The sequence below is a fragment of the Flavobacterium sp. KACC 22758 genome (genome assembly GCF_028736135.1).
GTDB classification, from domain to species: domain Bacteria; phylum Bacteroidota; class Bacteroidia; order Flavobacteriales; family Flavobacteriaceae; genus Flavobacterium; species Flavobacterium johnsoniae.
The window spans coordinates 1,666,881-1,689,966 of sequence record NZ_CP117878.1 but is presented as its reverse complement, the minus strand read 5'-3'; the positions used below and the strand labels follow the sequence as shown (position 1 = coordinate 1,689,966).

17 protein-coding genes are annotated in these 23,086 nt (G+C 33.3%); 6 read left to right on the top strand and 11 right to left on the bottom strand.

The annotated features are described in order from the left end of the window. Nucleotides 1-30 precede the first annotated feature (30 nt). Nucleotides 31-2,826: an excinuclease ABC subunit UvrA gene (uvrA, locus tag PQ462_RS07230; RefSeq protein ID WP_274252923.1), complete on the top strand. Its 2,796-nt coding sequence runs from the start codon at nt 31-33 to the stop codon at nt 2,824-2,826. A 133-nt stretch (nt 2,827-2,959) separates the two neighbouring features. Here uvrA and PQ462_RS07225 read toward each other — a convergent pair whose 3' ends face one another. The 6 genes from PQ462_RS07225 to PQ462_RS07200 all read right to left on the bottom strand — a co-directional run bounded on the left by PQ462_RS07225 (nt 2,960) and on the right by PQ462_RS07200 (nt 11,165). Next, nucleotides 2,960-3,259, bottom strand: a complete 300-nt coding sequence (locus PQ462_RS07225) for a hypothetical protein (RefSeq protein WP_274252922.1) — start codon at nt 3,257-3,259, stop codon at nt 2,960-2,962. 242 nt (nt 3,260-3,501) lie between these two features. After that, nucleotides 3,502-5,154, bottom strand: a complete 1,653-nt coding sequence (locus PQ462_RS07220) for a mechanosensitive ion channel family protein (protein ID WP_274252921.1) — start codon at nt 5,152-5,154, stop codon at nt 3,502-3,504. Between the two features lie 93 nt (nt 5,155-5,247). Next, nucleotides 5,248-6,717, bottom strand: coding sequence for an oligosaccharide flippase family protein (locus PQ462_RS07215; RefSeq protein ID WP_121361739.1), 1,470 nt, complete (start codon nt 6,715-6,717; stop codon nt 5,248-5,250). Between the two features lie 77 nt (nt 6,718-6,794). Then, on the bottom strand, nt 6,795-8,078 hold the full coding sequence (locus tag PQ462_RS07210) for a glycosyltransferase family 4 protein (RefSeq protein ID WP_274252920.1): 1,284 nt from the start codon (nt 8,076-8,078) through the stop codon (nt 6,795-6,797). A gap of 297 nt (nt 8,079-8,375) precedes the next feature. Next, on the bottom strand, nt 8,376-10,826 hold the full coding sequence (locus tag PQ462_RS07205; protein WP_274252919.1) for a YfhO family protein: 2,451 nt from the start codon (nt 10,824-10,826) through the stop codon (nt 8,376-8,378). A gap of 51 nt (nt 10,827-10,877) precedes the next feature. Next, entirely contained in the window at nt 10,878-11,165 is a 288-nt protein-coding gene (locus tag PQ462_RS07200) for a DUF4834 family protein (RefSeq protein ID WP_044048302.1), read from the bottom strand. Nucleotides 11,166-11,289: 124 nt separating this feature from the next. Here PQ462_RS07200 and PQ462_RS07195 point away from each other — a divergent pair, with 124 nt between their 5' ends. Together PQ462_RS07195 and PQ462_RS07190 are read left to right on the top strand one after the other, a co-directional pair. Then, nucleotides 11,290-12,258 (top strand): transporter, encoded by a 969-nt coding sequence (locus PQ462_RS07195; protein WP_274252918.1) that lies wholly within the window; start codon nt 11,290-11,292, stop codon nt 12,256-12,258. A 45-nt stretch (nt 12,259-12,303) separates the two neighbouring features. Next, nucleotides 12,304-13,422: a GTP cyclohydrolase gene (locus PQ462_RS07190; protein ID WP_274252917.1), complete on the top strand. Its 1,119-nt coding sequence runs from the start codon at nt 12,304-12,306 to the stop codon at nt 13,420-13,422. Between the two features lie 107 nt (nt 13,423-13,529). On the opposite strand, the gene PQ462_RS07185 is transcribed toward PQ462_RS07190, so the two are convergent. Next, nucleotides 13,530-14,012, bottom strand: coding sequence for a hypothetical protein (locus PQ462_RS07185; protein WP_274252916.1), 483 nt, complete (start codon nt 14,010-14,012; stop codon nt 13,530-13,532). Between the two features lie 117 nt (nt 14,013-14,129). After that, nucleotides 14,130-15,389 (bottom strand): aminotransferase class I/II-fold pyridoxal phosphate-dependent enzyme, encoded by a 1,260-nt coding sequence (locus tag PQ462_RS07180; RefSeq protein ID WP_012024485.1) that lies wholly within the window; start codon nt 15,387-15,389, stop codon nt 14,130-14,132. Nucleotides 15,390-15,652: 263 nt separating this feature from the next. Here PQ462_RS07180 and nirK point away from each other — a divergent pair, with 263 nt between their 5' ends. The 3 genes from nirK to PQ462_RS07165 are packed head-to-tail and all read left to right on the top strand — an operon-like array spanning nt 15,653 to nt 18,500. Continuing rightward, the gene (gene nirK, locus PQ462_RS07175) at nt 15,653-17,092 is read left to right on the top strand and encodes a copper-containing nitrite reductase (RefSeq protein ID WP_274252915.1); all 1,440 of its coding nucleotides are present in this window, start codon (nt 15,653-15,655) and stop codon (nt 17,090-17,092) included. Nucleotides 17,093-17,107: 15 nt separating this feature from the next. Then, the gene (locus tag PQ462_RS07170) at nt 17,108-17,884 is read left to right on the top strand and encodes a formylglycine-generating enzyme family protein (protein ID WP_274252914.1); all 777 of its coding nucleotides are present in this window, start codon (nt 17,108-17,110) and stop codon (nt 17,882-17,884) included. A gap of 16 nt (nt 17,885-17,900) precedes the next feature. Beyond that, nucleotides 17,901-18,500: an SCO family protein gene (locus PQ462_RS07165; RefSeq protein WP_274252913.1), complete on the top strand. Its 600-nt coding sequence runs from the start codon at nt 17,901-17,903 to the stop codon at nt 18,498-18,500. An 88-nt stretch (nt 18,501-18,588) separates the two neighbouring features. Here the strand turns inward: PQ462_RS07165 and PQ462_RS07160 are convergent, their stop codons facing one another. From PQ462_RS07160 to PQ462_RS07150, 3 genes are all read right to left on the bottom strand, one after another. Continuing rightward, on the bottom strand, nt 18,589-19,812 hold the full coding sequence (locus tag PQ462_RS07160) for a hypothetical protein (protein WP_274252912.1): 1,224 nt from the start codon (nt 19,810-19,812) through the stop codon (nt 18,589-18,591). 271 nt (nt 19,813-20,083) lie between these two features. Further along, on the bottom strand, nt 20,084-20,815 hold the full coding sequence (ric, locus tag PQ462_RS07155) for an iron-sulfur cluster repair di-iron protein (protein WP_274252911.1): 732 nt from the start codon (nt 20,813-20,815) through the stop codon (nt 20,084-20,086). Between the two features lie 24 nt (nt 20,816-20,839). Further along, on the bottom strand, nt 20,840-23,074 hold the full coding sequence (locus PQ462_RS07150) for a nitric-oxide reductase large subunit (protein WP_274252910.1): 2,235 nt from the start codon (nt 23,072-23,074) through the stop codon (nt 20,840-20,842). Nucleotides 23,075-23,086 lie beyond the last annotated feature (12 nt).

The window sequence follows — 23,086 nt, the reverse complement described above, 5'->3', positions numbered from 1 at the left end:
TGATTACTTTTGTAAAAATTGACTTTTTTTATGCAAATTGATCTTTCTACACTCGACCCAAAGCAAAATATTATAATAAAGGGCGCACAAGTACATAATTTAAAAAATGTAGATGTTGCCATTCCGCGAAACAAACTTGTTGTTATTACAGGGCTTTCCGGATCGGGAAAATCAAGTTTGGCTTTTGATACTTTATATGCCGAAGGACAGCGTCGTTATGTTGAAAGTTTGTCATCATACGCACGTCAGTTCCTTGGACGTTTAGATAAACCAAAAGTTGAATATATAAAAGGGATTGCCCCTGCAATTGCTATTGAGCAAAAAGTAAATACAACCAATGCTCGTTCAACGGTTGGAACTTCTACAGAAATATACGATTACATTAAACTTTTATTTGCCAGAATTGGAAGAACTTATTCGCCAATTTCAGGTCAGGAAGTCAAAAAAAATACTGTAACAGATGTTGTTTCTGATGTAAAAACACTCGAAATTGACAGCAGATGGCTTCTTCTTGCTCCTATTCATTTAGAAGAAGGACGCCAGCTTGAAGATAAACTAAAAATACTTTTACAGCAGGGTTTCGCACGTATTTTGGTTGGAAATGAAATGGTTCGTTTAGATGAATTTTCTACAGAAAATATTCATGAATTAGACAATAAGGATATTCTCTTAATTATTGACCGTATTGTAGTTAAGGAAGAAGAAGAATTTTACAACCGTCTTTCAGATGCTGTACAGACAGCATTTTTTGAAGGAAAAGGAATTTGTTACCTTCAAGAAGTGGGTACAGACAAAAGATTTTCTTATTCTAACAATTTTGAATTAGACGGAATTTCGTTTCTGGAACCAAACGTACATTTGTTCAGCTTTAATAATCCTTACGGAGCCTGTCCTGTTTGTGAAGGTTATGGAAATATTATTGGTATTGATGCTGATCTTGTAGTTCCAAACACTTCTTTATCTGTTTTTGAAAGTGCTATTTATCCTTGGCGCGGCGACAGTATGAGCTGGTATAAAGACGAATTGGTTAAACACGCTTATAAATTCGATTTCCCAATTCACAAACCTTATTTTGAACTTTCAGAAAGTCAAAAAGATTTAATCTGGACTGGAAATCAATATTTTCAGGGATTAAATGATTTCTTTAGAGAATTAGAAGAAAAAAATTACAAAATACAAAATCGCGTGATGCTTTCTCGTTACCGCGGGAAAACCAAATGCCACGCCTGCCGTGGGAAACGTCTACGTGAAGAAGCTTCGTACGTAAAAATTGGAGGAAAAACAGTTTCAGATTTAGTAGATCTTCCTATTAAGCATTTGGTTACGTTTTTTAAAAATCTTGAATTAAACCCATACGAACAGCAGATCGCAAAGCGTTTAATGGTAGAAATCAACAATCGTTTGTCATTTCTAACCGAAGTTGGTTTAGATTATTTAACCTTAAATAGAAATTCTTCTACACTTTCCGGAGGAGAATCACAGCGTATTAACCTTGCAACTTCTTTAGGAAGCAGTTTAGTAGGTTCAATGTATATTCTGGATGAACCAAGTATTGGTCTGCATCCAAAAGATTCAGAGCGATTGATAAAAGTTCTCCTTTCACTTCGTGATTTAGGAAATACCGTAATTGTGGTAGAACATGATGAAGACATCATGAAAGCAGCCGACATGATTATTGATATTGGCCCGGAAGCCGGAACTTTTGGAGGACAACTGGTTGCTCAGGGAACTTATCCGGAAATTTTAAAATCAGATTCACTTACATCAAAATACCTGAACGGCGATCTTGAAATTTCTGTTCCAAAGAAAAGACGAAAATTCAAAAATCACATTGATATAATTGGCGCCCGAGAAAACAACCTGAAAAATATAAATGTTACTTTTCCTCTTGATATTTTAACAGTTGTAACCGGAGTTTCAGGAAGCGGAAAAAGTACTTTGATTAAAAAGATCTTATTTCCTGCCATGCAGAAAAAACTGGAGAATGCAGCCGAAAAAGCAGGGCAGTTCAGTGAACTTTCAGGTTCTTTTTCGCAGATTAAACATATTGAATATGTAGATCAAAATCCTATTGGAAGAAGCTCCAGATCGAATCCTGTTACTTACATAAAAGCTTATGATGATATCCGTGATTTGTATGCCAAAGAAAAATTATCCAAAATAAGAGGTTATCAGGCAAAACATTTCTCTTTTAATGTTGATGGCGGCCGATGCGAAACTTGTAAAGGAGAAGGCTCTATAAACGTTGAAATGGTCTTTATGGCCGATGTTTCGCTGCCTTGTGAAACTTGCGGCGGGAAACGATTTAAAAAAGAGATTCTGGAAGTGACTTTTGATAATCAAAACATCAACGATGTCCTTACCATGACAATTGATGATGCAATTGCTTTTTTTGAAAAAAACAAACAATCTAAAATCACACAAAAATTACAGCCTTTACAAGATGTTGGTTTAGGATACGTACAATTAGGACAATCTTCTTCTACCCTTTCAGGCGGTGAAGCACAGCGTATTAAACTGGCTTCATTTTTAGTAAAAGGTGCCACAAAAGATAAAGCTTTATTTGTTTTTGATGAGCCGACAACGGGTCTGCATTTTCATGATATTAAAAAGCTTTTAGCTTCATTTGATGCTTTAATCGAAAAAGGACATTCGATAATCGTAATTGAGCATAATCTTGACCTGATTAAATGTGCCGACTGGATTATAGATTTAGGCCCGGAAGGCGGTGAAAACGGCGGTCATTTATTAGCAGCCGGAACTCCTGAAGATATTGTTAAGGTTAAAGAATCGGTTACTGGAATTTATTTAAAGGATAAGCTCTAAAAAGGCTGCAGGCAATAACTTTAGGCATTAAGCATTTATTCTAAAAGCAAATCAATATAAAACGCTAAAAAAAAGCGGTCTATGTATATAGACCGCTTTTAATTTTAAGATGTTTTGCTTATTGACTTTAGCATTAAGCAACTAAACATTTTTCTTCGAAAGGGAAACCATCTTCGTCAATGGCAACTAATACCTTTTTTTGTTTTGAAGCCTCAAATGTTAGATAAAGCCACGCGAATGACCATAATCCGAGAGTTAAACAAAAAATAATAAAATTTAAACTGTGGTTAACTACTTTTCCTCCTTTGGAAAGAACAGCAAAAAGTAACTCATCATTTCTCTCTTCTAGTGTGAATCCGTTATGAACTTTATTAGATATCATATTAGAAAACACCTGTACACTTTGTTCCTGACTTAGCTTATTGCTTTTCATAATCATCTGTTTTGGTTTGTCTGTCGTGATACTTAAAAAATTAATAATGTTGAATGGGTATTTCAATTTAATAAAACACTTATCTACCTCTTTTATTGCATTTTATAAAACATTTTCTACAATAAAAATGTAAGAGTGTCCAAAAAATGAACATAAAATTAATTTTAATAAATTGAATTTCAAAGAAATGAGTCAAAAAGTTTAAGATTATCTTCACATTTTAAATATCTTACAAAAAGACACTAACTTTTATTCTTAATATTAAAAAATGAAGGTTCATAATCATCATTTAGATAATCAGGCGGTATTGTAGTAGTGTTTCCATCTCTTAAAGCACTGTAATGAGGCGACATAATCTCTATTCCGGCAGCATTAAAAGAATCCTGAATGTTTTGGTGAAGTGACGAATAAATTCTGGGCTGTTTTGTTGGTTCTTTTGTATAAACATTGATTTGATACGAAACATAAAAATCATCCAAACTTGTCTGGAGAACAAAAGGAATTGGTTCTTTTTCAGTCATTTCTGTTTTTAGAGCGGCATCTATTAATGCTTTATGAATGTCTTTCCACGGAACATCATAACCAATTGTAACTGTTGTATGTATCAATAAACCATTATTGTTTTGTTTCGTATTAGCAGAAAAGTTAGTTGAAGTACTAGATAAAACAGTCGAATTGGGAATGGTAATGTCTTCAAATTTTGGAGTCCTGATTCGGGTTACTAAAGCTGTTTTTTCTATTACTTCACCGCTTACATCGCCAATTTTTATAAAATCACCTATTTTAAACGGACGCATATAAGTAATAACTAATCCAGCTACCATATTAGCTATTGCGTTTGATGAACCTAAAGAAAACAGAACTCCAACAAACACTGAAACACCTTTAAAAATAGGAGAATCTGAACCGGGAAGATAGGGAAATATAACTACGATCATAAAAGCCAGAAGCAAAAACCGAATAATATTAAATGTAGGCATTGCCCAATCGCTGTAAAAACCATCAATTTTAATATTCTCTTGTTTTATTTCGTCAAAAAAGAACTTGATGACTTTTATTGCATACTTAAAAATGAAGATGATAACGATTATAGTTACTAAACTTGGTAAAAATCGAATAAAGCCCATTAAAGCCGATTTTGCAGGCGAAAGAATCCAGTGCAGCAATGTTTTGGTATAATTTTCAGTAGCAGGAAAAATACTGAATAAGGCAGGAAGCGAAAGATAAACGATAAAAATTAAGGCTGCAATTTTTATAAAGCCATACAATCGCATTAATAATGACTGCTGTCTTTGAGGCGATAAAAAATTTATATTATTATAACTGACACCCTTAAAATACTTGTCGCTGTTTTTTAAGATGTATAATTTTATTCTGTTAAAGATTTTCCCGACTACATATAAAATTATACCAATAATTAAAATCAACAATGCCGTATATCCAAGCCTTTTTGGAAGCAGTGAATGATTTTCGTTTTGATAAATTACTGCTTTCTTTATTAAGTTTAAATTCCGTTTTGCAATAAAAGCGGTTGTTTGATTTTCTGCTTTTGCATCGGCTTTAAGAACCGACATGATAATAAAATCATTTTTATAAATGATATCTTGTGACAGATCTGAAGGAACAACTAAAATAGAATCTTTTTCAAAAAAAGAATCTTCATAAAGCTTTCTAATTTTTTCTGTAATGGCATGTGCCCTGTTTTCGGCAGAAAATGAACCAACTTTGTTATAAATATAGAAAAGTGTATCCTTAAATGGAGCAACCGGATATGGTTTTAATTTCGACTTAACTTCAATTTTATGTAAAGTATCGCGGCTGCTGTTTTGAGCAAATGAAGCCGAATAAAACGAAACAGTGAAAACAGCTAAAAACAAAAGTAATTTATTCTTCATATTTCATTTATAATTAGTTAGTTACTACTAACAAATATAAAAACAAAATAGATTCGAATTTAAATTACCTCCTTATTTCGAAATAAAATCGTACTAAATTTTAATTCCTATTTTTCTAAGAATGTTGTCTATGACTTTATTAATATCTGGAGAAATATTAAATCTGTAATTCAGGTAAACATATACAATGGTTACCAAAATAGATTTTAAAGCAATACTGATAAGCTGAAAAAACGGAAACTCCCAGAAATAAAATACTAAAAACAAAGCAAATGTTAATAGCATTGACGAGATTGTTTCTTTTGTAAAAGGATATAAATTAAGTTTTTTAACCACAAAAAGCAGTTTAGCTAAACTGTATAATGTAATAGATAATAAAGTGGCAAAAGCAGACCCGAATATTCCGAAAATTGGAATAAAGATCATGTTTAAAACAACTGTTAGTACAACCAGCATTAATCCTAAATAAAGCACCATTCGGTAATATTTAGTATTAAAAATGATAGCGTTATTGTTTCCTAAAATCAAATCAAAGTACTTAGATAAACCAATCATAAATACAACTGCAATTCCGCCGCTGTATTCTTTTGGAACCAACTCATACAACTGATTAATGTTTACGAATATGCATAGCATTACAAAACCGCCCACAATCTGCAGGTTTATAGAAGTCTTTTTATAAAGCTGATTCAGTTCGTCATGTTTATTTTCATGCATTAATTTTGCCGTAATGGGATATACAATTTGGTGCATGGCACGACTGGGAACCGAAATTACCAAAGCAATATAAGTTGCTACAGAATAGAAGGCAATATTTTCAATCTGCATGTACTGATTCAATATCATTTTATCTCCATCTAAAAGCAAATTGGCAACGCTTCCTGATAAAATAATATAAAATGTATATATCAATATGTCTTTTGTATTTACTGGTATTGTAAACTGAAAAGTTGGTTTTTGAATACTGAACGCGTATAACATTGTTACCAGAAATGCCAAAAAGTATAAAACAGCTGTTGCATATACAAAACCTTCTACGCTGAGCCAATCGTAATAAACGCCTATCAATAGAAATAATGAAAACAATCGTAAACCTACTTCTTTAATAAAGTTTCCAAAAACGGAATGCATATTTACTCGCAGCCAGGCATAAAAAATTTCAAAATAAGCCATGCATAATCCTATAAATGGTATTAACCAGATATAACTTTTTACAATCGCATTCTTTTTTGATACAAAGAATATAATCTCATCGTAAAAAACAAGACCAATAAGCAAAAGTGGAATTATTAATAACAGCGGAAATAAAACCGTAAAGGATAAAAAACGGGATTTTTCTTCATCTGTTTGGTACTGCGAATAAAATTTAACCAAAGTATTTTGCATTCCAATGGCAAACAAAGGCATAATAACATTTGCGGCAGATGTGATATAATTCGTTAAACCATAAAAAGTTGCGCCTAAAAAAACAGGATATAAATAAAGCGTATTAATGGCTCCAATTCCAAAGCCTATATATGTAATTATGGTGTTTTTAAAAGACTGGTTTAAGACAATACCCATTTTTTGATTGCAGAGTTTAGATTGTAGAGTTAAGATTTTTGATTTTCTGCTCTCTTTTTATTTTTGAAATTGTTGTTTTAATTTATCAATTGTACTAATTGCTTTGTCAGGTTTTTTCGTGAATACTGCTGTAAACCAACACCATTAGCTTGTAACTTTTCTTCCAAAAATTGATTATAAAAGTCCAAAATTACACTTTTTAACTTCGCTTTTTCTGAATAATCAAAAAATACTCCTGTATTTGTTTCTTTTATAATATCGGCAAAATCAGAACCATTTGGTCCAATCGCAATTATTGGGCGGTTTGAGACCATATATTCAAACAATTTACCCGGAATAATGCTTTTGGTATCTTCTGAATTAATTTCGATTAAAAGCAGAACCTGAGATTTTTTTTGATGTGCAATCGCTTCATTGTGCGAAACATATCCTAAAAGATTTAAATAGTCATTTAATTTAAAATCGTTTATAGAATCTAAAACTTCCTGACTTACGGCTCCAATTAGTTTAATTTCTAAATGAGACTTAAAATCTGGAATTTCCTGAAGCAGTTCAACCAGACACTCCCATAAGAATTTAGGATTTCGGTCTGATAAAAATGAACCAATATGCGCAAGAGTGAATTTTTCGTCTAAAGGGTGTTTTTCAACCTTTTCAATATCGTATCCGTTTGTAATTACAGAAATTGGCTTATTAGTAATCGCTTCAAATTCTGTTTTTGTTGTTTTACTCGTTACAATAATAGTATCAGCAGAATTCAGAACTTTGTGTTCTAAATTTTTATGTTTTTTAGCTGCATAGCCAGATAAACGAAGTGCTTTATGATAGCCAATAGTTGTCCACGGATCGCGGAAATCGGCAAACCATTTTACATTTAGTTTTTCTTTTAATTCTAAACCTATCAAATGCAGACTATGCGGCGGTCCAGAAGTTACAATAGTATCAATATTGTTTTCTTTGATATATTTCTCAAGGTAAGCAACAGAAGGTTTTACCCAAAAAACGCGTGCATCCGGAATGAATAAATTACCACGCACCCAAAGAAATGTTTTATCTAAAAAAGTCTGCTTTTTTTTATGCGGAAAAATTCCGGAACTGATTTTCTTAGTTTTATTTTTTGAAAACACAGAAGCCAGCTGGTAGGGCTCCCAAATTTTATTTTTTAGAACAATTGCTTTATCTGATATTTCGCTTACCAAACCTTCATCAACAATTGGATATGTTGGATTTTCTGGAACATAAACAATAGGCTGAACACCAAAATCCGGCAAATATTTTACAAATTTCAACCAGCGCTGTACTCCCGGTCCGCCAGCCGGAGGAAAGTAATACGTAATAATTAAGAGCTTTTTTTGTTCCAATGAAAATCGATTATTATTTTAAAAGTGTAAAGTTAAAGTTATTTCAAAATAAATCTCTTATATATTCTATATATGAAATAAATTAGGAGTAAACAGTTTAAGAAAATCCAAAAATTATAAAAACCCCAGACAATTTTATATTCATCTTTCATACTAGAAAAACTAAAATATTCTCCTTGACTTTCATCATAAAAGTCATCATATCCCATCATGTAAATCCCGCAAAAAATAAATACGAATAAATCAAAAATGGTAAAAACAACAATTTTAAGAATCTTTGAAATCAGCATCTAATGGTTAGACTTTAAACTCGCTCTTATTTGTATTCTGTTTTTTTCTTTCAAAATATATTCCTCCAATTAAAAGTACAAACATTCCAATAGAACTAACCAAGTTAATTGTACCTCCTGTTTTAATAACATTTGGCTCAAACTTAAATTCGATTGTATGCTTTCCACCCGGAATTTCCATAGCTCTTAAAACATAATCAACAGGAAAATGATCTGTTAATTGTCCGTCAATATAAGCGTTCCAGCCGTTTTTATAATAGATTTCAGAGAAAACAGCCAATCCGTCTTTTCCATTATCAGATTGGTATTTAATGTAGTTTGGTTTGTATTGAACTAGTTTTATTGTTCCGGTTGTATCCCATTGCTTTTTCATGCGGGCATTTCTAAACTTGCCTTCATGCTCATGAACATTGAAAACAGCCACTTTTTTAGTATCAAGATGGTCTAAAGCTTTCATAACTTCATCTGCTTTATTAACCAGCTTAACTGAGCTTACAAACCATGCATTCCCATTTGCATCAGGATTGATTGTTGGAATTTCTTTTCCTTCTTTATCGGTTTGAATCACATACTTAACATTTAACATATTAAGTACTTCCAGATTATTTTTAGCAATCTGATAATCAAACAACTGCTGCATTCTTCTAGGTTTTGCAGCATGATAACCTCCAATAGAATGGTGAAAAAAGGAAGCTCTTGCGCTTGACATATTACCGTTTACTTCAAAAACTCTATAATGCGTTGTATCTTCTAAAATTTTTGCATCAGCAGGTGTTTCCTGAAACGGAGCCGCAATTTGAACCGGACTCACAAAATCTTTCGCAGAAACATATTTTTTGTCAACAAAAAACAAATCAAAAATCATTAAAAGAGCTACAATTACCAAAGTAGTTGTCTGCGAAAACTTATTTTTAATAAACAGCCATAAAGCTCCAAAAGTCACGACTATAAAAAATCCTGAACGAAGTAAATCTGCTAAGTATAAAGATTTTCTGTCTTCTTTTAATGCATCTACAAACGCTGCTCCATAACTTTGAAGGAAATAATTATCATTGCTTCCTGTAAAGTGGAAAAAACCTTTTGCAAAAACTAAAATCAAAATAACTCCTATGCCAAAAACTCCTGTTTGTATAAGAGCTTTTTGCTGTAATTTAGGTTCTTCTTTTGCTTTAAAAAACGATTGAATTCCCATTACTGCTAATACTGGAAAACACAATTCTAAAATGACCTGAATAGATGAGACTGCTCTAAACTTATCATACATTGGCACATAATCAATGAAGAAATCAGTTAAAAGCGAGAAATTTTTTCCCCAAGAAAGCACTAATGAAAACAATGCTCCTGAAAGAAATACGTATTTTATTTTTCTTTCATCAATAAATAATGCCAATACTGCCAGGAAAAAAACTACTACACCAATGTAAGCGGGTGCAGCAACTATTGGCTGATCTCCCCAATATGTAGGCATTCCTGATACAAAATCTTCTGCCTGACTTGCCGGTACTCCCTGCTCCATCATAAAAGAGTACATACTGCTGTCAGTTCCTATATTTTCGTGATTAGAACCTCCAAAAAGTCTTGGAGCAATAAGGTTAAAACTTTCAGCTATTCCGTAACTGTACTCAGTAATATACTCGCGGCTTAAAGCATTTTCATTTGTCTTTCTTGTTCCGTCCGGATTAAAAGTCAATTCACTATTGCTTCGTGTACTAAATTTAGCATACTCACTTGTTGCCATTAAATTGGCTGCATTGGCACCAATAGCAAAAATTCCGGCAACGGCCAAAGTTCCAATCGCAATTAAAAGCGGTTTATATTCTTTATCTTTTATAAAATTGAAGGTAAAATAACCTGATAATATCAATAAGAAAATCAATAAATAATAGGTCATTTGAAAGTGGTTGGCATTAACTTCTAACGCAACCGCAAACATGGTAAGCAAACCTCCCCAAATGTATTTTTTCTGAAAAACGAGTATAAATCCGGCAATAACCAATGGCATATACGCAATAGCATGTGCCTTTGCATTGTGCCCAACTCCAAGAATAATAATTAAATAAGTAGAAAATCCAAACGCAATCGCGCCAATAAAAGCTTTTAACGGATCTGTTTTTAAAACCAATAACAAACCATAAAAACCTAAGAAATATAGAAATAAATAATCTGCAGGACGTGGCAGAAAACGAAGCATGTCATCTATTTTACCTACAAAATCGTTTGGATAATTAGCTCCTAACTGGTAAGTCGGCATTCCTCCAAAAGCAGAGTTTGTCCAGTATGGCTCAGCGTGTTCTGCTGCTCTAAAATCATTTTGCTCTTTGGCCATTCCGGTGTATTGAGCAATATCTGACTGGAAGATTTGTTTTCCCTGCAGAACCGGATAAAAATAAATTAATGAAACGAGAATAAAGCCCAGTACTACAAGGGCATGCGGATAGAATTTATTTACTATTTTCAATTTTGGGCTGGTTTGGTTAAATGATGAATCCTTATTTGTCAGGATGCAAACTTAATCTATTTCTTCGTAATCAACATAATCCCCCACTTTTTTGGTCTCGCGCGGCTTTTTAGCATTAGCGGTATTTATGATTATTTCGTCATTGTTGTTATTGCGGGTTTGCTGCCATGAATTATCCTGGCTGTATTGCTGTTGTCTTTGGAAGTTTTCTCCTGCCTTTTCGACTGCTTTTTTTACCAATACAGGCAAAAAGATTCGAGCCAAAAATTTAAAAATATAATAAAACGCAATAATCCACATTATCGTTTTAAACAAATTTGTAAAAGATGCTTCTTGCATGATCATATAATTTTTTTCCAAAATTAGTAAATCCGTTGTTTAAAATTAAAATATCAATCTTAAATAAATAATAAAATATAGTACATTTGAATTGCGTTATTATTTTTCTAATCCCCAAATAATTATGTTGAAAATTAAAAAATTACTTTTTACCGCACTTTTTTTTACTCCGCAAATTTTCTTTGCACAATACACAGACGTCATTAATTCAAACCGCCCCGGCGAAAGTATGTCTGCTTATTCAGTTGGAAAATCAGTTATTCAAGGTGAAATAGGTGTTTATGGCATTAAAGAAAAACACAATTTACTAGATTATGACGCCTCTGGTTTTGGTACAGATTTAAGCATTAGATACGGTGCTTTTCTGGAACAGCTGGAATTTGTTCTGGATGTTCAATATCAAATGGAAAATTTTGACACACCTTATACCAGCTACAAAAAAAACAATTTCAGACAAACCCTTTTAGGAGCAAAATATCTTATTTACGATCCGTACAAAAACTACAAAAGAGAAGCTAATATTTACAGCTACAAAGCCAATCGTAATTTTCAGTGGCGCGAATTGATTCCAGCCGTTTCTGTTTTTGCTGGAGCTAACTTTGTTGGAGCTGATAATCCGTATTATTTTTCTCCTGATGGTGCCATTTCACCAAAAGTTTCTTTAATTACACAAAACTTATTAGGAGGAGGGTCATGGGTTTTTGTAACAAATATTTTTGCTGATTATATAAGTACAGATTATCCAAGTTATGGTTATATCTTAACTTTAACGCACGGATTTAATGACAGATGGTCTGGTTTTATTGAAAACCAAGGATTTAAAAGTGATTTTTACAGTGACGCAATTATTCGCGGCGGTGCAGCTTTTCTTTTATCATCAAATATGCAGGTTGATGCCTCAATAAGCACCAATTTCAAGAATACTCCTTCTGTTTTATATGGCGGAGTTGGATTCTCTTGGCGTTATGACGGATGGTATAAAGAGAAAGTTATTGAATATAAAAACAAGGAAAGAGCTAAAAAGAATATCGATAATAAAAAACCTATCGATTATCAGGAAAAAGAAAGAAAACGTAAAGCTAAATACGAATAAAATAAACAATCAAATACCTCTGTAACAAGAGCAAATACCAACTTAATGATTACAATTAAAGAAGCCAAAACCAAAAAGGAATTAACTGAGTATATCAAATTTCCGTTTTCACTTTACAAAGACAACCCATATTGGGTTCCTCCTATTATTGCTGATGAATTAGAATCATTTGATAAAACTAAAAATCCTGCTTTTGATAACGCCGAAGCTTATTTTTACCTTGCCTACAAAGACAATCAAATTGTTGGAAGAATAACAGCAATCATAAATTGGGCAGAAGTAAACAATCAGCACAAGCGAAAAGTTCGTTTTGGATGGTTTGATGTTATTGATGATATTGAGGTAACAAAAGCGCTTCTCGACAAAGTATTTGAATTAGGAAGAAAACACAATCTGGAACATGCAGAAGGTCCAATGGGATTTTCGAATCTGGATAAAGTGGGAGTTCTTACAGAAGGATATGATCAGGTTGGAACTATGATTACGTGGTACAACCACCCATATTATGTAACACATTTAGAACAATTAGGATTTGCAGTAGAAAAACAATACATCGAAAGCATATTTCCTTTTTCGAATGTTAAACCTGAATTTTTCCAAAAAGCCCAGGAATTAATTAAAAAACGTTACGGACTAAAAGCGCTTAATTTTACAAAAACCAAAGACATTATGCCTCATGTAGACAAAATGTTTGATTTGTTTAATGAATCGTATGAAAAACTGGCTTCGTTTGTAGCGATTTCTGATATTCAAAAAGAATATTTTAAAAAGAAATATATCAGTTTTATCAATCCGGAATACATAAAATTTGTAGTTGATAAAGATGATAATTTAGTAGCTTTCAGTATCGTAATGCCAAGTTTTACAGAGGCATTACAAAAAATAAGAGGCAAATTATTTCCTTTTGGTTTTTTAAAGCTGTTAAAAGCAAAAAAACACAGCAAAGACGTAGTTTTTTATTTAATTGGAGTTCGTCCGGAATATCAAAATAAAGGTGTTACCGCTATTATTTTTGATGAATATTATAAAACTTTTTCTCAAAAGGGAATTCAAAATTGTATTAGAACTCCAGAATTACTTGAAAACAATGCCATTCACTTACTTTGGAAAAACTTTGACCCTACAATTCACTGCCAGAGAAAGACTTATTTGAAGAATCTTTAAAAAAGTTTTCTGTTTAACTTACGTGAACAATAAACATTTTGTTATAACATAAAAAAAATCCATTCGCCCCCAAAACGAATGGATTTTTCACTTTATAAACACTTCATTTATTCTACTTTACAATCTACTTTAGTAAGTGTATTTTTTGGATCAAATTTCAATTTTGTTTTGTCTTTAAAAGTTACTTTGTCATTTGCTGTAACTACATCTCCATATCCTTCAATAAAGGTATTTTCTCTTTTTAAAAAAGCAACCTCTCTTACTGATGAAACTCCTTCAGAATTAAAAGTATAATCAGCAATTAAAGTATCACCTTTCATATTACCAATCAGAGTTCCTTCATTTTTATCTTTTCCTACTATATCAACTTTTAATTTTCCATTTACTTCCTGATGAGAGTTTACATTAAAACTCATCTCCATAATGCTTCCGTTTGATCTCCATTCATAACATTGATCTCCGGCTGGTTCTACAATTTCGGCCTTTTTTGGCGGGCTTGGAGTAATTTGTATTGGCTCTGTTTCGGTTGCTTTTTTACAAGAAATAAGAACCGTAAAAACAAGGGCCGTTAGTGTTAGTACTTTTTTCATAATGCTGTTTTTATTTTGTGATTATGAAATAAAGTTACCTCAAATAAAAAAAATCCATTCGCATAACGAATGGATTTTTTTACATAATTCCCATGTGAGAATTTATTTTTAAATCAATTACGAAACGTCTACTGTTGTACGTTCTGCAATTTCTTTATACGTTCCGTTTACCAGTTTCTCACGAATTGCTTCAAAAGCTGCTAATGTTTCTTTGATATCTTCTAATGTATGAGAAGCTGTTGGAATCATTCTTAACAAAATAATTCCTTTTGGAATAACCGGATATACAACAATAGAAAGGAAAATACCGTAATTTTCTCTTAAATCGTTAACCATTACCATTGCTTCTGGAATACTTCCTTCTAAGTAAACTGGTGTAATACAAGTATTTGTATCTCCAATATTAAATCCTCTTTCTTTAAGACCGCTTTGTAAAGCATTTACGTTTTCCCAAAGTTTATCTTTAATTGCAGAAGACTGGCGTAATAACTCTAAACGTTTCAAAGAACCAATTGTTTGAATCATTGGTAATGCTTTTGCAAACATCTGAGAACGTAAGTTATATTTTAAGTAATCAATAACTGTTTTATCTGCTGCTACGAAAGCACCAATATTAGCCATAGATTTTGCAAAAGTAGAGAAATAAACATCAATATCTGCCTGAACTCCCTGCTCCTCACCTGCTCCAGCTCCTGTTTTACCAAGTGTACCAAAACCGTGTGCATCATCAACTAATAAACGGAAATTGTATTTTTGTTTTAACGCAACAATTTCTTTTAATTTTCCCTGCTGTCCGCGCATTCCAAAAACACCTTCGGTAATAAATAAAATACCTCCGCCTGTTTCTTCGGCCATTTTAGTAGCACGCTGCAGGTTTTTTTCCATACTTTCAAGATCATTGTGTTTGTAAGTAAAACGTTTACCCATGTGCAAACGAACACCATCAATAATACAAGCATGTGAATCTACATCATAAACAATGATATCATTTTTTGTAACCAAAGCATCAATAATAGAAACCATTCCCTGGTAACCAAAATTCAATAAATAAGCTGATTCTTTCATTACAAAAGAAGCCAGTTCATTTTCTAATTGCTCATGATAAGTAGTGTGTCCAGACATCATACGAGCACCCATTGGGTAAGCTGCACCAAACTGAGCTGCTGCATCTGTATCAGCCTTACGAACTTCTGGATGATTAGCTAAACCTAAATAATCATTTAAACTCCAGTTTAGGATATTTTTTCCATGAAATTGCATTCTAGGACCCAACTCTCCTTCTAACTTTGGGAAAACGTAATAGCCTTCTGCCTGAGAAGCCCATTTTCCTAAAGGTCCCTTATTGTCCTGAATTCTTTCGAATAAATCTTTTACCATAATATAGTGTAGTAATTTTTTTAACTTAATCAGCGAGCAAAAATAATCATTATTATTCTAAAATTCAGACAGTCATTTATTTTTATTAAAAAATAATCAACATCCATTTTTTAACAAGATTTAACTCTGGCTTTTTCAGTTTTATAATTAGCAGATTATTTTTTTCTTTCTCACTAAAGTATGATTTTTATCATAATAAAAGACAAATTAGTCTTTTATTTTTGATAAAAAATTTTAAACCTGAAAAATAAAAACCAACTCTTATGAAAAAGAATAACTGCATTTTAATGAAATTATTGGTTTATTCTCTTTTTGCTGTCCTGTTTTTAGGAAGCTGTAAAAAGGAAGAATCAAAAAACTATGCTGATATAATGACTGAAGGAGAAATGGAAGCAGAACTTACTTCTCCGCCTCATGTGCCAAAACCAGTAGGTAACAGAACGGCCATGAAACTAAAACTAAACATGGAAATCAAAGAACAGGAAGGCACAATGACTGATGGTGTAAAATATACTTATTGGACATTTGGCGGATCTGTTCCAGGAAGTTTTATCAGAACCCGTGTGGGCGACGAAGTAGAATTTCACCTAAAAAACCACCCTGACAATAAACTGCCTCATAATATTGATTTACACGCCGTAACAGGTCCGGGCGGCGGGGCTACTTCATCATTAGTCGCTCCGGGGCATGAAAAAGTATTCAGCTTTAAAGTAATTAATCCCGGGCTCTATGTTTATCATTGTGCTACTGCACCGGTTGGAATGCATATTGCAAACGGTATGTATGGTTTGATTTTGGTTGAACCAGAAGGCGGACTCCCTCCTGTTGATAAGGAATACTATGTTATGCAGGGAGATTTTTATACTCAGGGCGAATATGGAGAAAAAGGTCTACAGCCTTTTGATATGAACAAAGCTGTAAAAGAAACTCCTGATTATGTAGTTTTTAACGGAAAAGTAGGCTCTTTAACAAATGGCGGTGAATTGACAGCAAAAGTGGGAGAAACTGTACGTTTGTTTGTTGGAAACGGCGGACCAAATTTGGTTTCTTCTTTCCACGTAATTGGCGAAATCTTCGATAGTGTTCATATAGAAGGCGGAAGCACTATCAATAAAAATGTACAAACTACTTTAATTCCTGCCGGCGGTGCCGCAATTGTAGATTTTAAAGTAGAAACTCCGGGAACTTTTATTTTGGTTGACCACTCGATTTTTAGAGCATTTAATAAAGGTGCTTTGGGAATGCTGAAAGTTGAAGGGAAAGAAAACAAAAACATCTACTCTGGAACAATTCAGGAAGGTATTTACCTGCCGGAAGGAGGAACAATTCAAAAAATGCCGGGAGGTTCAGCAGCAAAAACTGCCGTTCCGAAACGTACAGTTGAAGAGAAAATTAAAATTGGAAAAGAAATCTTTGGCACAACCTGCTTTGCCTGTCATCAATCTGAAGGACAGGGAATTCCAAGTACTTTCCCTCCTCTTGCCAAATCAGATTACTTGAATGCCGATTCTAAACGTGCTATTACAACAATATTACACGGTTTAACTGGCGAAGTAACTGTAAACGGAAAAAAATACAACAACGTAATGCCTGCTCAAAATTTATCTGATGATGAAATAGCAAACGTTCTAACTTATATCTACAACAGCTGGGGCAATAATAAAACAGACATTACTCCAGAAATGGTAAAAGCATTAAGATAACAGCAATTCTTTAGCATGAAAATACACTTTTTCATTATCACCTTTTTTTTGATGCTCTCAGAGTTTTCAAGAGCTCAGGAAAATGGAATGGTTCCGGTAAAAGAGGGCTCTTTTGTCCCTCTTTACGGAGCCTCTTCCAAAAAGCCTGTACTTGTAAAATCTTTTTATATGGATGTTTACCCAGTTACAAATGCAGAATTTTTAAATTTTATTAAAAAAAATCAGCAGTACAGTAAATCAAAAATAAAAGGAATTTTTGCAGACAAAAGTTATCTGTCGTATTGGAAAAGTGATTTTGATTTTGGAAATGTTGCCTCTAAATCGCCTGTAACTAGTGTTTCATGGTTTGCTGCAAAAAAATACTGTGAATGTCAGGGAAAGCGTTTACCCACAATGGATGAATGGGAATACGCGGCTATGGCCGATGAAAAAAAAGTAGATGCCAGAACCAAAAAAGAGTTTAACGAATATATTTTATCCTGGTATGAAAAGTCCAAAACTTATGAAAATAAAATTGGGCAGACTTTTAAAAATTATTGGGGTGTTTATGATATGCACGGTTTAGTCTGGGAATGGACGTCTGACTTTAACAGCATTTTTTTATCGGGAGAATCAAGAAAAGACAAAAGCAGTGATAAGAATTTATTCTGCGGAAGCGCTTCTGTAAATGCCACCGATTTAATGGATTATGCGGCTTTTATGCGATATGCTTTTAGAGGAAGCCTTAAGGCCCAATATTCAACCCGAAATCTTGGTTTTAGATGTGCATCCAGCACAAAACCAAAACTCTAATTTTAATTTATTTGAAATGAAAAAAATAATAATTGCTCTTTTAATCTTCTCATTTTCTTTGCAAAGCTGTAAAGAAGCTGATAAAAAAGATATTCCCGCAGAAAAAAGTAAAGACATCAGCGATTTGTCAATTTACAACCTTCCGTCAAAATGGACTACTCAGAACAATAAAGAGATAGAATTAAAAAGTCTTAAAGGAAATGTTTTGGTAATGGTTATGATTTATACAAGCTGTAAAGCAGCCTGCCCAAGATTAGTTGCTGATATGCGAGATATTGAATCGAAACTCGACAAGAAAATAAAAAAGAATGTAAAACTGATTTTGGTAAGCATAGATCCAAAAATCGATACTCCGGAAAGACTAAAATCTTTTGCAATTGAAAATAAAATGAATCAGGAACCCTGGCTTTTTCTTCGTTCATCTGAAGAAAATACACGCGAATTTGCTGCTGTTTTGGCTGTTAATTACAAACAAATATCTCCGGTAGATTTTTCGCACTCAAATATTATAAGTGTATTTAATGAGGCAGGAGAATTAGTGTTTCAACAAGAAGGCTTGGGCGTAAACAATGAAAAAACAATTGAAGCAATAAATAGGGAAGCACAAAAAATATAAAGATTACACATTTTGATTTAGGAGAAAAACAAGAGGAGATTTTTAGGAATGGATCGACTCTTGTTTTTTGTTTTAACTCTGTTCAGTTTTAAGCTCCAGAGGAACATATTCTAAATTTATTACATGATACTATCATTAAAATTAATCCAAACACCAAAAGCATGCTAAAAACAAAAATACTTTCATAATATCCTGCAAGTATTGCTTTACCAAAATAAAGAAGCGCACCCTGAAGAAAAAGCAGAATTTCGGTTGCTAGATAACCTATTATAAAAGCTTTTACTCCTATTTTTAATACTCTTGAATCAGCAGAAAGCATTTTATTCTGCAGTAATATTCCAAACAAAAATCCAGTTATAATCCCTAAAGTTGTTAAATGAATAAATCCAATTACAAAATTTCGGATTTGATGCGAAACTTCGGCTAAATTGGGAAAAATCGTCAATAACTGAATTCCTGCTTTGAGAAACAATGAACATAAAGCCAAACCATAAACTGTTTTAGTCATTTTATCCAAAGAATTTTTAAAATGATGAATTTGTGGCTGCAGCATTTTATAGAAATAAACAAAAGCCAGCAGTTGAACCAAAACTCCCAGAACACTAATGCAATTCAATATATTATTTTCTACAAACCATCGTATTGGAAAAGAAACCGTTAAAAGAGTTGAAATAATAATTAAAAGATAAAATTTTCTAAAATTCACCTCATCTATTTTATTTTGAAATTGTTTTAAAAACAACGCTAAAATTGCGAGTATAAACCAGCCGTTAAACTGAAAATGAAGAAAAAACTGAATCGCAATTTGATAAAAAGCACTTTGCTTTCCAAGTGTACTTACAGCCGGGCCTAAACACCAAACTCCAAAAGTCGACAAAATCATAAACAAAACAGAAGCCTGTAAAAGTCTTTGCTGCGGTGTTTTTTCTTTAGAAGTATCTTTCCACACCAATCTGCAAAAAATATAACTCAGCAAAATATGCATCGTCGAAAAAACAATAGAAAACAAGGCATAACCCTGAATAGGAAAAGCAATCATCATTCCGATAACCGAAAATTGAGTAAGCCAGAATAAACGATTATAAATTCGATTTTGTCTTTTCTCCTTCGGAATAAAAAAGCAGACAATTAGAACGTAAATCATCATATATACCCAGCCCAGCATTGCAGCATGAGAATGTGCGTGAAGCAGAAAACTGTAGTTTATAAAATCTAAAGGAAAAAAATACACCAGCCGCATTACTAATCCGAATACACAAGCAATCAGAAAATTAAAAAAACAGCAGAGTATCCAGGCTTTTTGAGAATTCATAATATTGATTTTTAAACACATAGAAACATAGATTTTGCAAGCGTTTAAAAGGCGTTTCACTTGTATGAATACATCCCGAAGCTTCGGGACTATGTGTAAAAATCTAGATTTTCTCCAATCTTCTTTTAAGTTTGTTAAAGTCTATGTTTCTATGTGTTTATTTTTTTTAGTACTCAATTCGTTAAAAATAACATTTCTTCAAATAAAAAAACACCGATAAATATCATTTTTAAATGTGCTATCGGTGCTTTTCAAACTATTAAATTTATTTTTATTCTACTTCAACAAAATCTTTTTCTAGAAGAACTGCTTTGGGAAACAGGATATTATTTTCTAAATGAATGTGTTTATGCAAATCTTCTTCAAATTCCTTAAGCATTGCAAAAGTTACTTTATACGTTGTACAAGCATCTGCAGGCGGCGTGTAATGATCTGTTAAAGCAGCAATTTCTCTAAAACGCTCCCCCTCATTATCGTGTTCGTGCATCATCATCGCGATTGGATTTGAAACTGAACCAAACGAAGGCTGAGATAAAATCCCGTCAGATTCTTTGGTTTTGGTCATTCTTTTCACAAAAGGGAATAAAATTAATTCCTCTTTTTTCATGTGCTGTGATAATTCGCCGGCACAGCCAATAAACAATTCGTTTATCTTAAATAACTCAGGATGATTGGCTCCGTGAACTTTACATAACTTATCTAAAAAAGCAAGCAGTGTATGTGTCTTATCTTCAACATAACGATGATGTGTTTTTTCGATATAATCTGCCAGCAAATCCAAAGGCCATGAGTTAAAATCAATCGAACCATTGTTTTCAGACTGAATAACCTCTTGAATGTTTTGCAATAAAACATCGGCGTCAATATTTTGTTTTTCGCAGACTTCGTCTACGGTCCTGTTTCCTTTGCAGCAAAAATCAATTCTGTATTTAGAGAAAACCGCAGCAGTTCTATAATCCTGAGCTACGAATGATCCTATTGTTTTGTTTTTTAAATTTTCCATGATACTCAATTTTTAAATTTGTTTTTATTTTTTGTTTTTTAAGGTCAGGTCAAATACAAACCATGCCATTGTTATAAATCCAATTCCGAAAATAGAATCTCCTATCGCACGAAGCCATTTTAAGGTAATCATTGCCGGCTGTTGCATCAATTCTGATGAACGTGCGTACCACATTCCGTGATCGATACTTTCAATTGCCTGCCACACTCCAATTGGAAGTAAACTCAATACTGCCATTAAAAACAAACCAATATTCAGCGACCAGAAAGTAATTTTCAGCAGTTTTGTATTCCAGTTTACATTTCTGTATAAACTTCTTAATACAAACAATACCAGTCCAATTCCCAGCATTCCGTAAACTCCAAATAAAGCCGTATGTCCGTGTAATGGCGTTGTATTTAAGCCTTGTATATAATAAAGCGCAATTGGCGGATTAATAATGAATCCAAAAATTCCGGCTCCAAGGAAATTCCAAAACGCAACAGAAATCATAAAATAAATCGGCCATTTGTAATCGGCAATCCATTGGGTTGATTTTGAGATTTTATAGTTTTGATAGGCTTCAAATCCTATTAAAGTTAAAGGCACAACTTCTAGTGCGCTGAAAGTCGCTCCAAGAGCCATAATCGCGGTTGGCGTTCCTGAGAAATACAAGTGATGGAAGGTTCCTAAAATCCCTCCCGACATGAAAATAATGGTCGCAAACAATACATTTAAAGTAGCTGTTTTGGTTTTCAGCAATCCTAAACGAACAAATAAGAAAGCCATAACAACGGTTGCAAAAACTTCGAAGAAACCTTCAACCCAAAGGTGAACTACCCACCATCTCCAATATTCAGCAACGGCTAAGTTGGTTTGTCTTCCCCACATTAATCCTGCGCCGTAAAACATGGCAATTGCCGTACAAGAAATCAGGAATAAAATAATCAGGTTTTTCTCTTGTGTTTTTTTCTTTAAAATTGGGATTAAAGGGCGAATCATTAAGGCAAGCCATAAAAACAATCCAACTAAAAGGAAAATCTGCCAGAATCGCCCTAAATCAACATATTCGTAACCTTGATGACCAAACCAGAAGTTTTGTACCAAATCTAATTTCTGCATTACACCAAACCATTGTCCGGCCATTGAGCCCAAAACAATAATCAGCAGGGCGATAAACAAGAAGTTAATACCAAAACATTGAAATTTAGGATCTTTACCCGAAACCGCCGGAGCAATATACAATCCCGTTGCCAGCCATGCCGTCGCAATCCAAAAAATTGCCAATTGCGTATGCCATGTACGTGTAACGGCGTAAGGCAGAATCTGATCAATTGGAATTCCGTATAAGCCGTTTCCTTCTACTCCGTAATGGGCTGTTATGATTCCAAAAGCCATTTGTAAAATCATCAGTAAACTTACAATCCAAAAGTATTTTACAACCAGTTTCATCGAAGGTGTTTTGCCCTGATTGATGATTGGATCTTCTTTTGGAAGCGGAAATTCTTCTTCTTCACCTGATTTTGCATGATAGAAAACTAAAATTCCAATACTTAAAATCAGCAGAATAATACTGACTCCAGACCATGCCAAAAGTTCTTTGGTTGCTTTGTTTCCAACCAATTCATCTGAAGGCCAATTGTGTGTATACGAAATATCAGAATCCGGACGATTAGTAACTGTTGCCCAGGTAGCCCAAAAGAAAAATGCGTTCATTTTGTGCATTCTCGCATCATCTTTTATTGAGTTTTTCGGAATTGCATATTCTTCTCTCAGTTTATCAAACTTAGGATCGTTTGTAAAAAGTCCTTTGTAGTATTCGCTTAAACTCTCAATAGCTGCTAAACGATTTTCAGATATTGTAAGAACTCCTGTATTGGCCTCATAACGATTAGTTCTAAGATCTTTTTGCAGACGAATTTTTAAAGCCGACTGTTTTTCGGCATCCAAATCGTCAAACTTTTTATTAAAATCTTCTTTGGCAAATTTATCCAGTATAAAAAGTGCTTCTCTGTGCAGCCAATCAGCAGTCCAGTCCGGGGCAACGTAAGCACCGTGTCCCCAGATAGATCCTGCCTCCTGGCCTCCTATACTCTGCCAGATATTCTGCCCGTCTTTAATTTCGGTTTCAGTAAAAACCACTTTTCCTGAATCGGTTATAATTTCTTTAGGAACCGGAGGCGCCTGCTGATAAATTTCATAACCATAATAACCTAGCACAGCAAATGATATGCTCATTACCAATGCAAAAACGAGCCATAATTTTTTTTCTCTTTTCATTTCTCTTGGGGG

Excerpts from the sequence above, each read along its gene's own strand:
- uvrA (WP_274252923.1), top strand. The coding sequence starts at position 31 with ATGCAAATTGATCTTTCTACACTCGACCCAAAGCAAAATATTATAATA.
- PQ462_RS07225 (WP_274252922.1), bottom strand. The coding sequence starts at position 3,259 with ATGAAAAGCAATAAGCTAAGTCAGGAACAAAGTGTACAGGTGTTTTCT.
- PQ462_RS07220 (WP_274252921.1), bottom strand. The coding sequence starts at position 5,154 with ATGAAGAATAAATTACTTTTGTTTTTAGCTGTTTTCACTGTTTCGTTT.
- PQ462_RS07215 (WP_121361739.1), bottom strand. The coding sequence starts at position 6,717 with ATGGGTATTGTCTTAAACCAGTCTTTTAAAAACACCATAATTACATAT.
- PQ462_RS07200 (WP_044048302.1), bottom strand. The coding sequence starts at position 11,165 with ATGCAAGAAGCATCTTTTACAAATTTGTTTAAAACGATAATGTGGATT.
- PQ462_RS07195 (WP_274252918.1), top strand. The coding sequence starts at position 11,290 with ATGTTGAAAATTAAAAAATTACTTTTTACCGCACTTTTTTTTACTCCG.
- PQ462_RS07190 (WP_274252917.1), top strand. The coding sequence starts at position 12,304 with ATGATTACAATTAAAGAAGCCAAAACCAAAAAGGAATTAACTGAGTAT.
- PQ462_RS07185 (WP_274252916.1), bottom strand. The coding sequence starts at position 14,012 with ATGAAAAAAGTACTAACACTAACGGCCCTTGTTTTTACGGTTCTTATT.
- PQ462_RS07180 (WP_012024485.1), bottom strand. The coding sequence starts at position 15,389 with ATGGTAAAAGATTTATTCGAAAGAATTCAGGACAATAAGGGACCTTTA.
- nirK (WP_274252915.1), top strand. The coding sequence starts at position 15,653 with ATGAAAAAGAATAACTGCATTTTAATGAAATTATTGGTTTATTCTCTT.
- PQ462_RS07170 (WP_274252914.1), top strand. The coding sequence starts at position 17,108 with ATGAAAATACACTTTTTCATTATCACCTTTTTTTTGATGCTCTCAGAG.
- PQ462_RS07165 (WP_274252913.1), top strand. The coding sequence starts at position 17,901 with ATGAAAAAAATAATAATTGCTCTTTTAATCTTCTCATTTTCTTTGCAA.
- PQ462_RS07160 (WP_274252912.1), bottom strand. The coding sequence starts at position 19,812 with ATGAATTCTCAAAAAGCCTGGATACTCTGCTGTTTTTTTAATTTTCTG.
- ric (WP_274252911.1), bottom strand. The coding sequence starts at position 20,815 with ATGGAAAATTTAAAAAACAAAACAATAGGATCATTCGTAGCTCAGGAT.
- PQ462_RS07150 (WP_274252910.1), bottom strand. The coding sequence starts at position 23,074 with ATGAAAAGAGAAAAAAAATTATGGCTCGTTTTTGCATTGGTAATGAGC.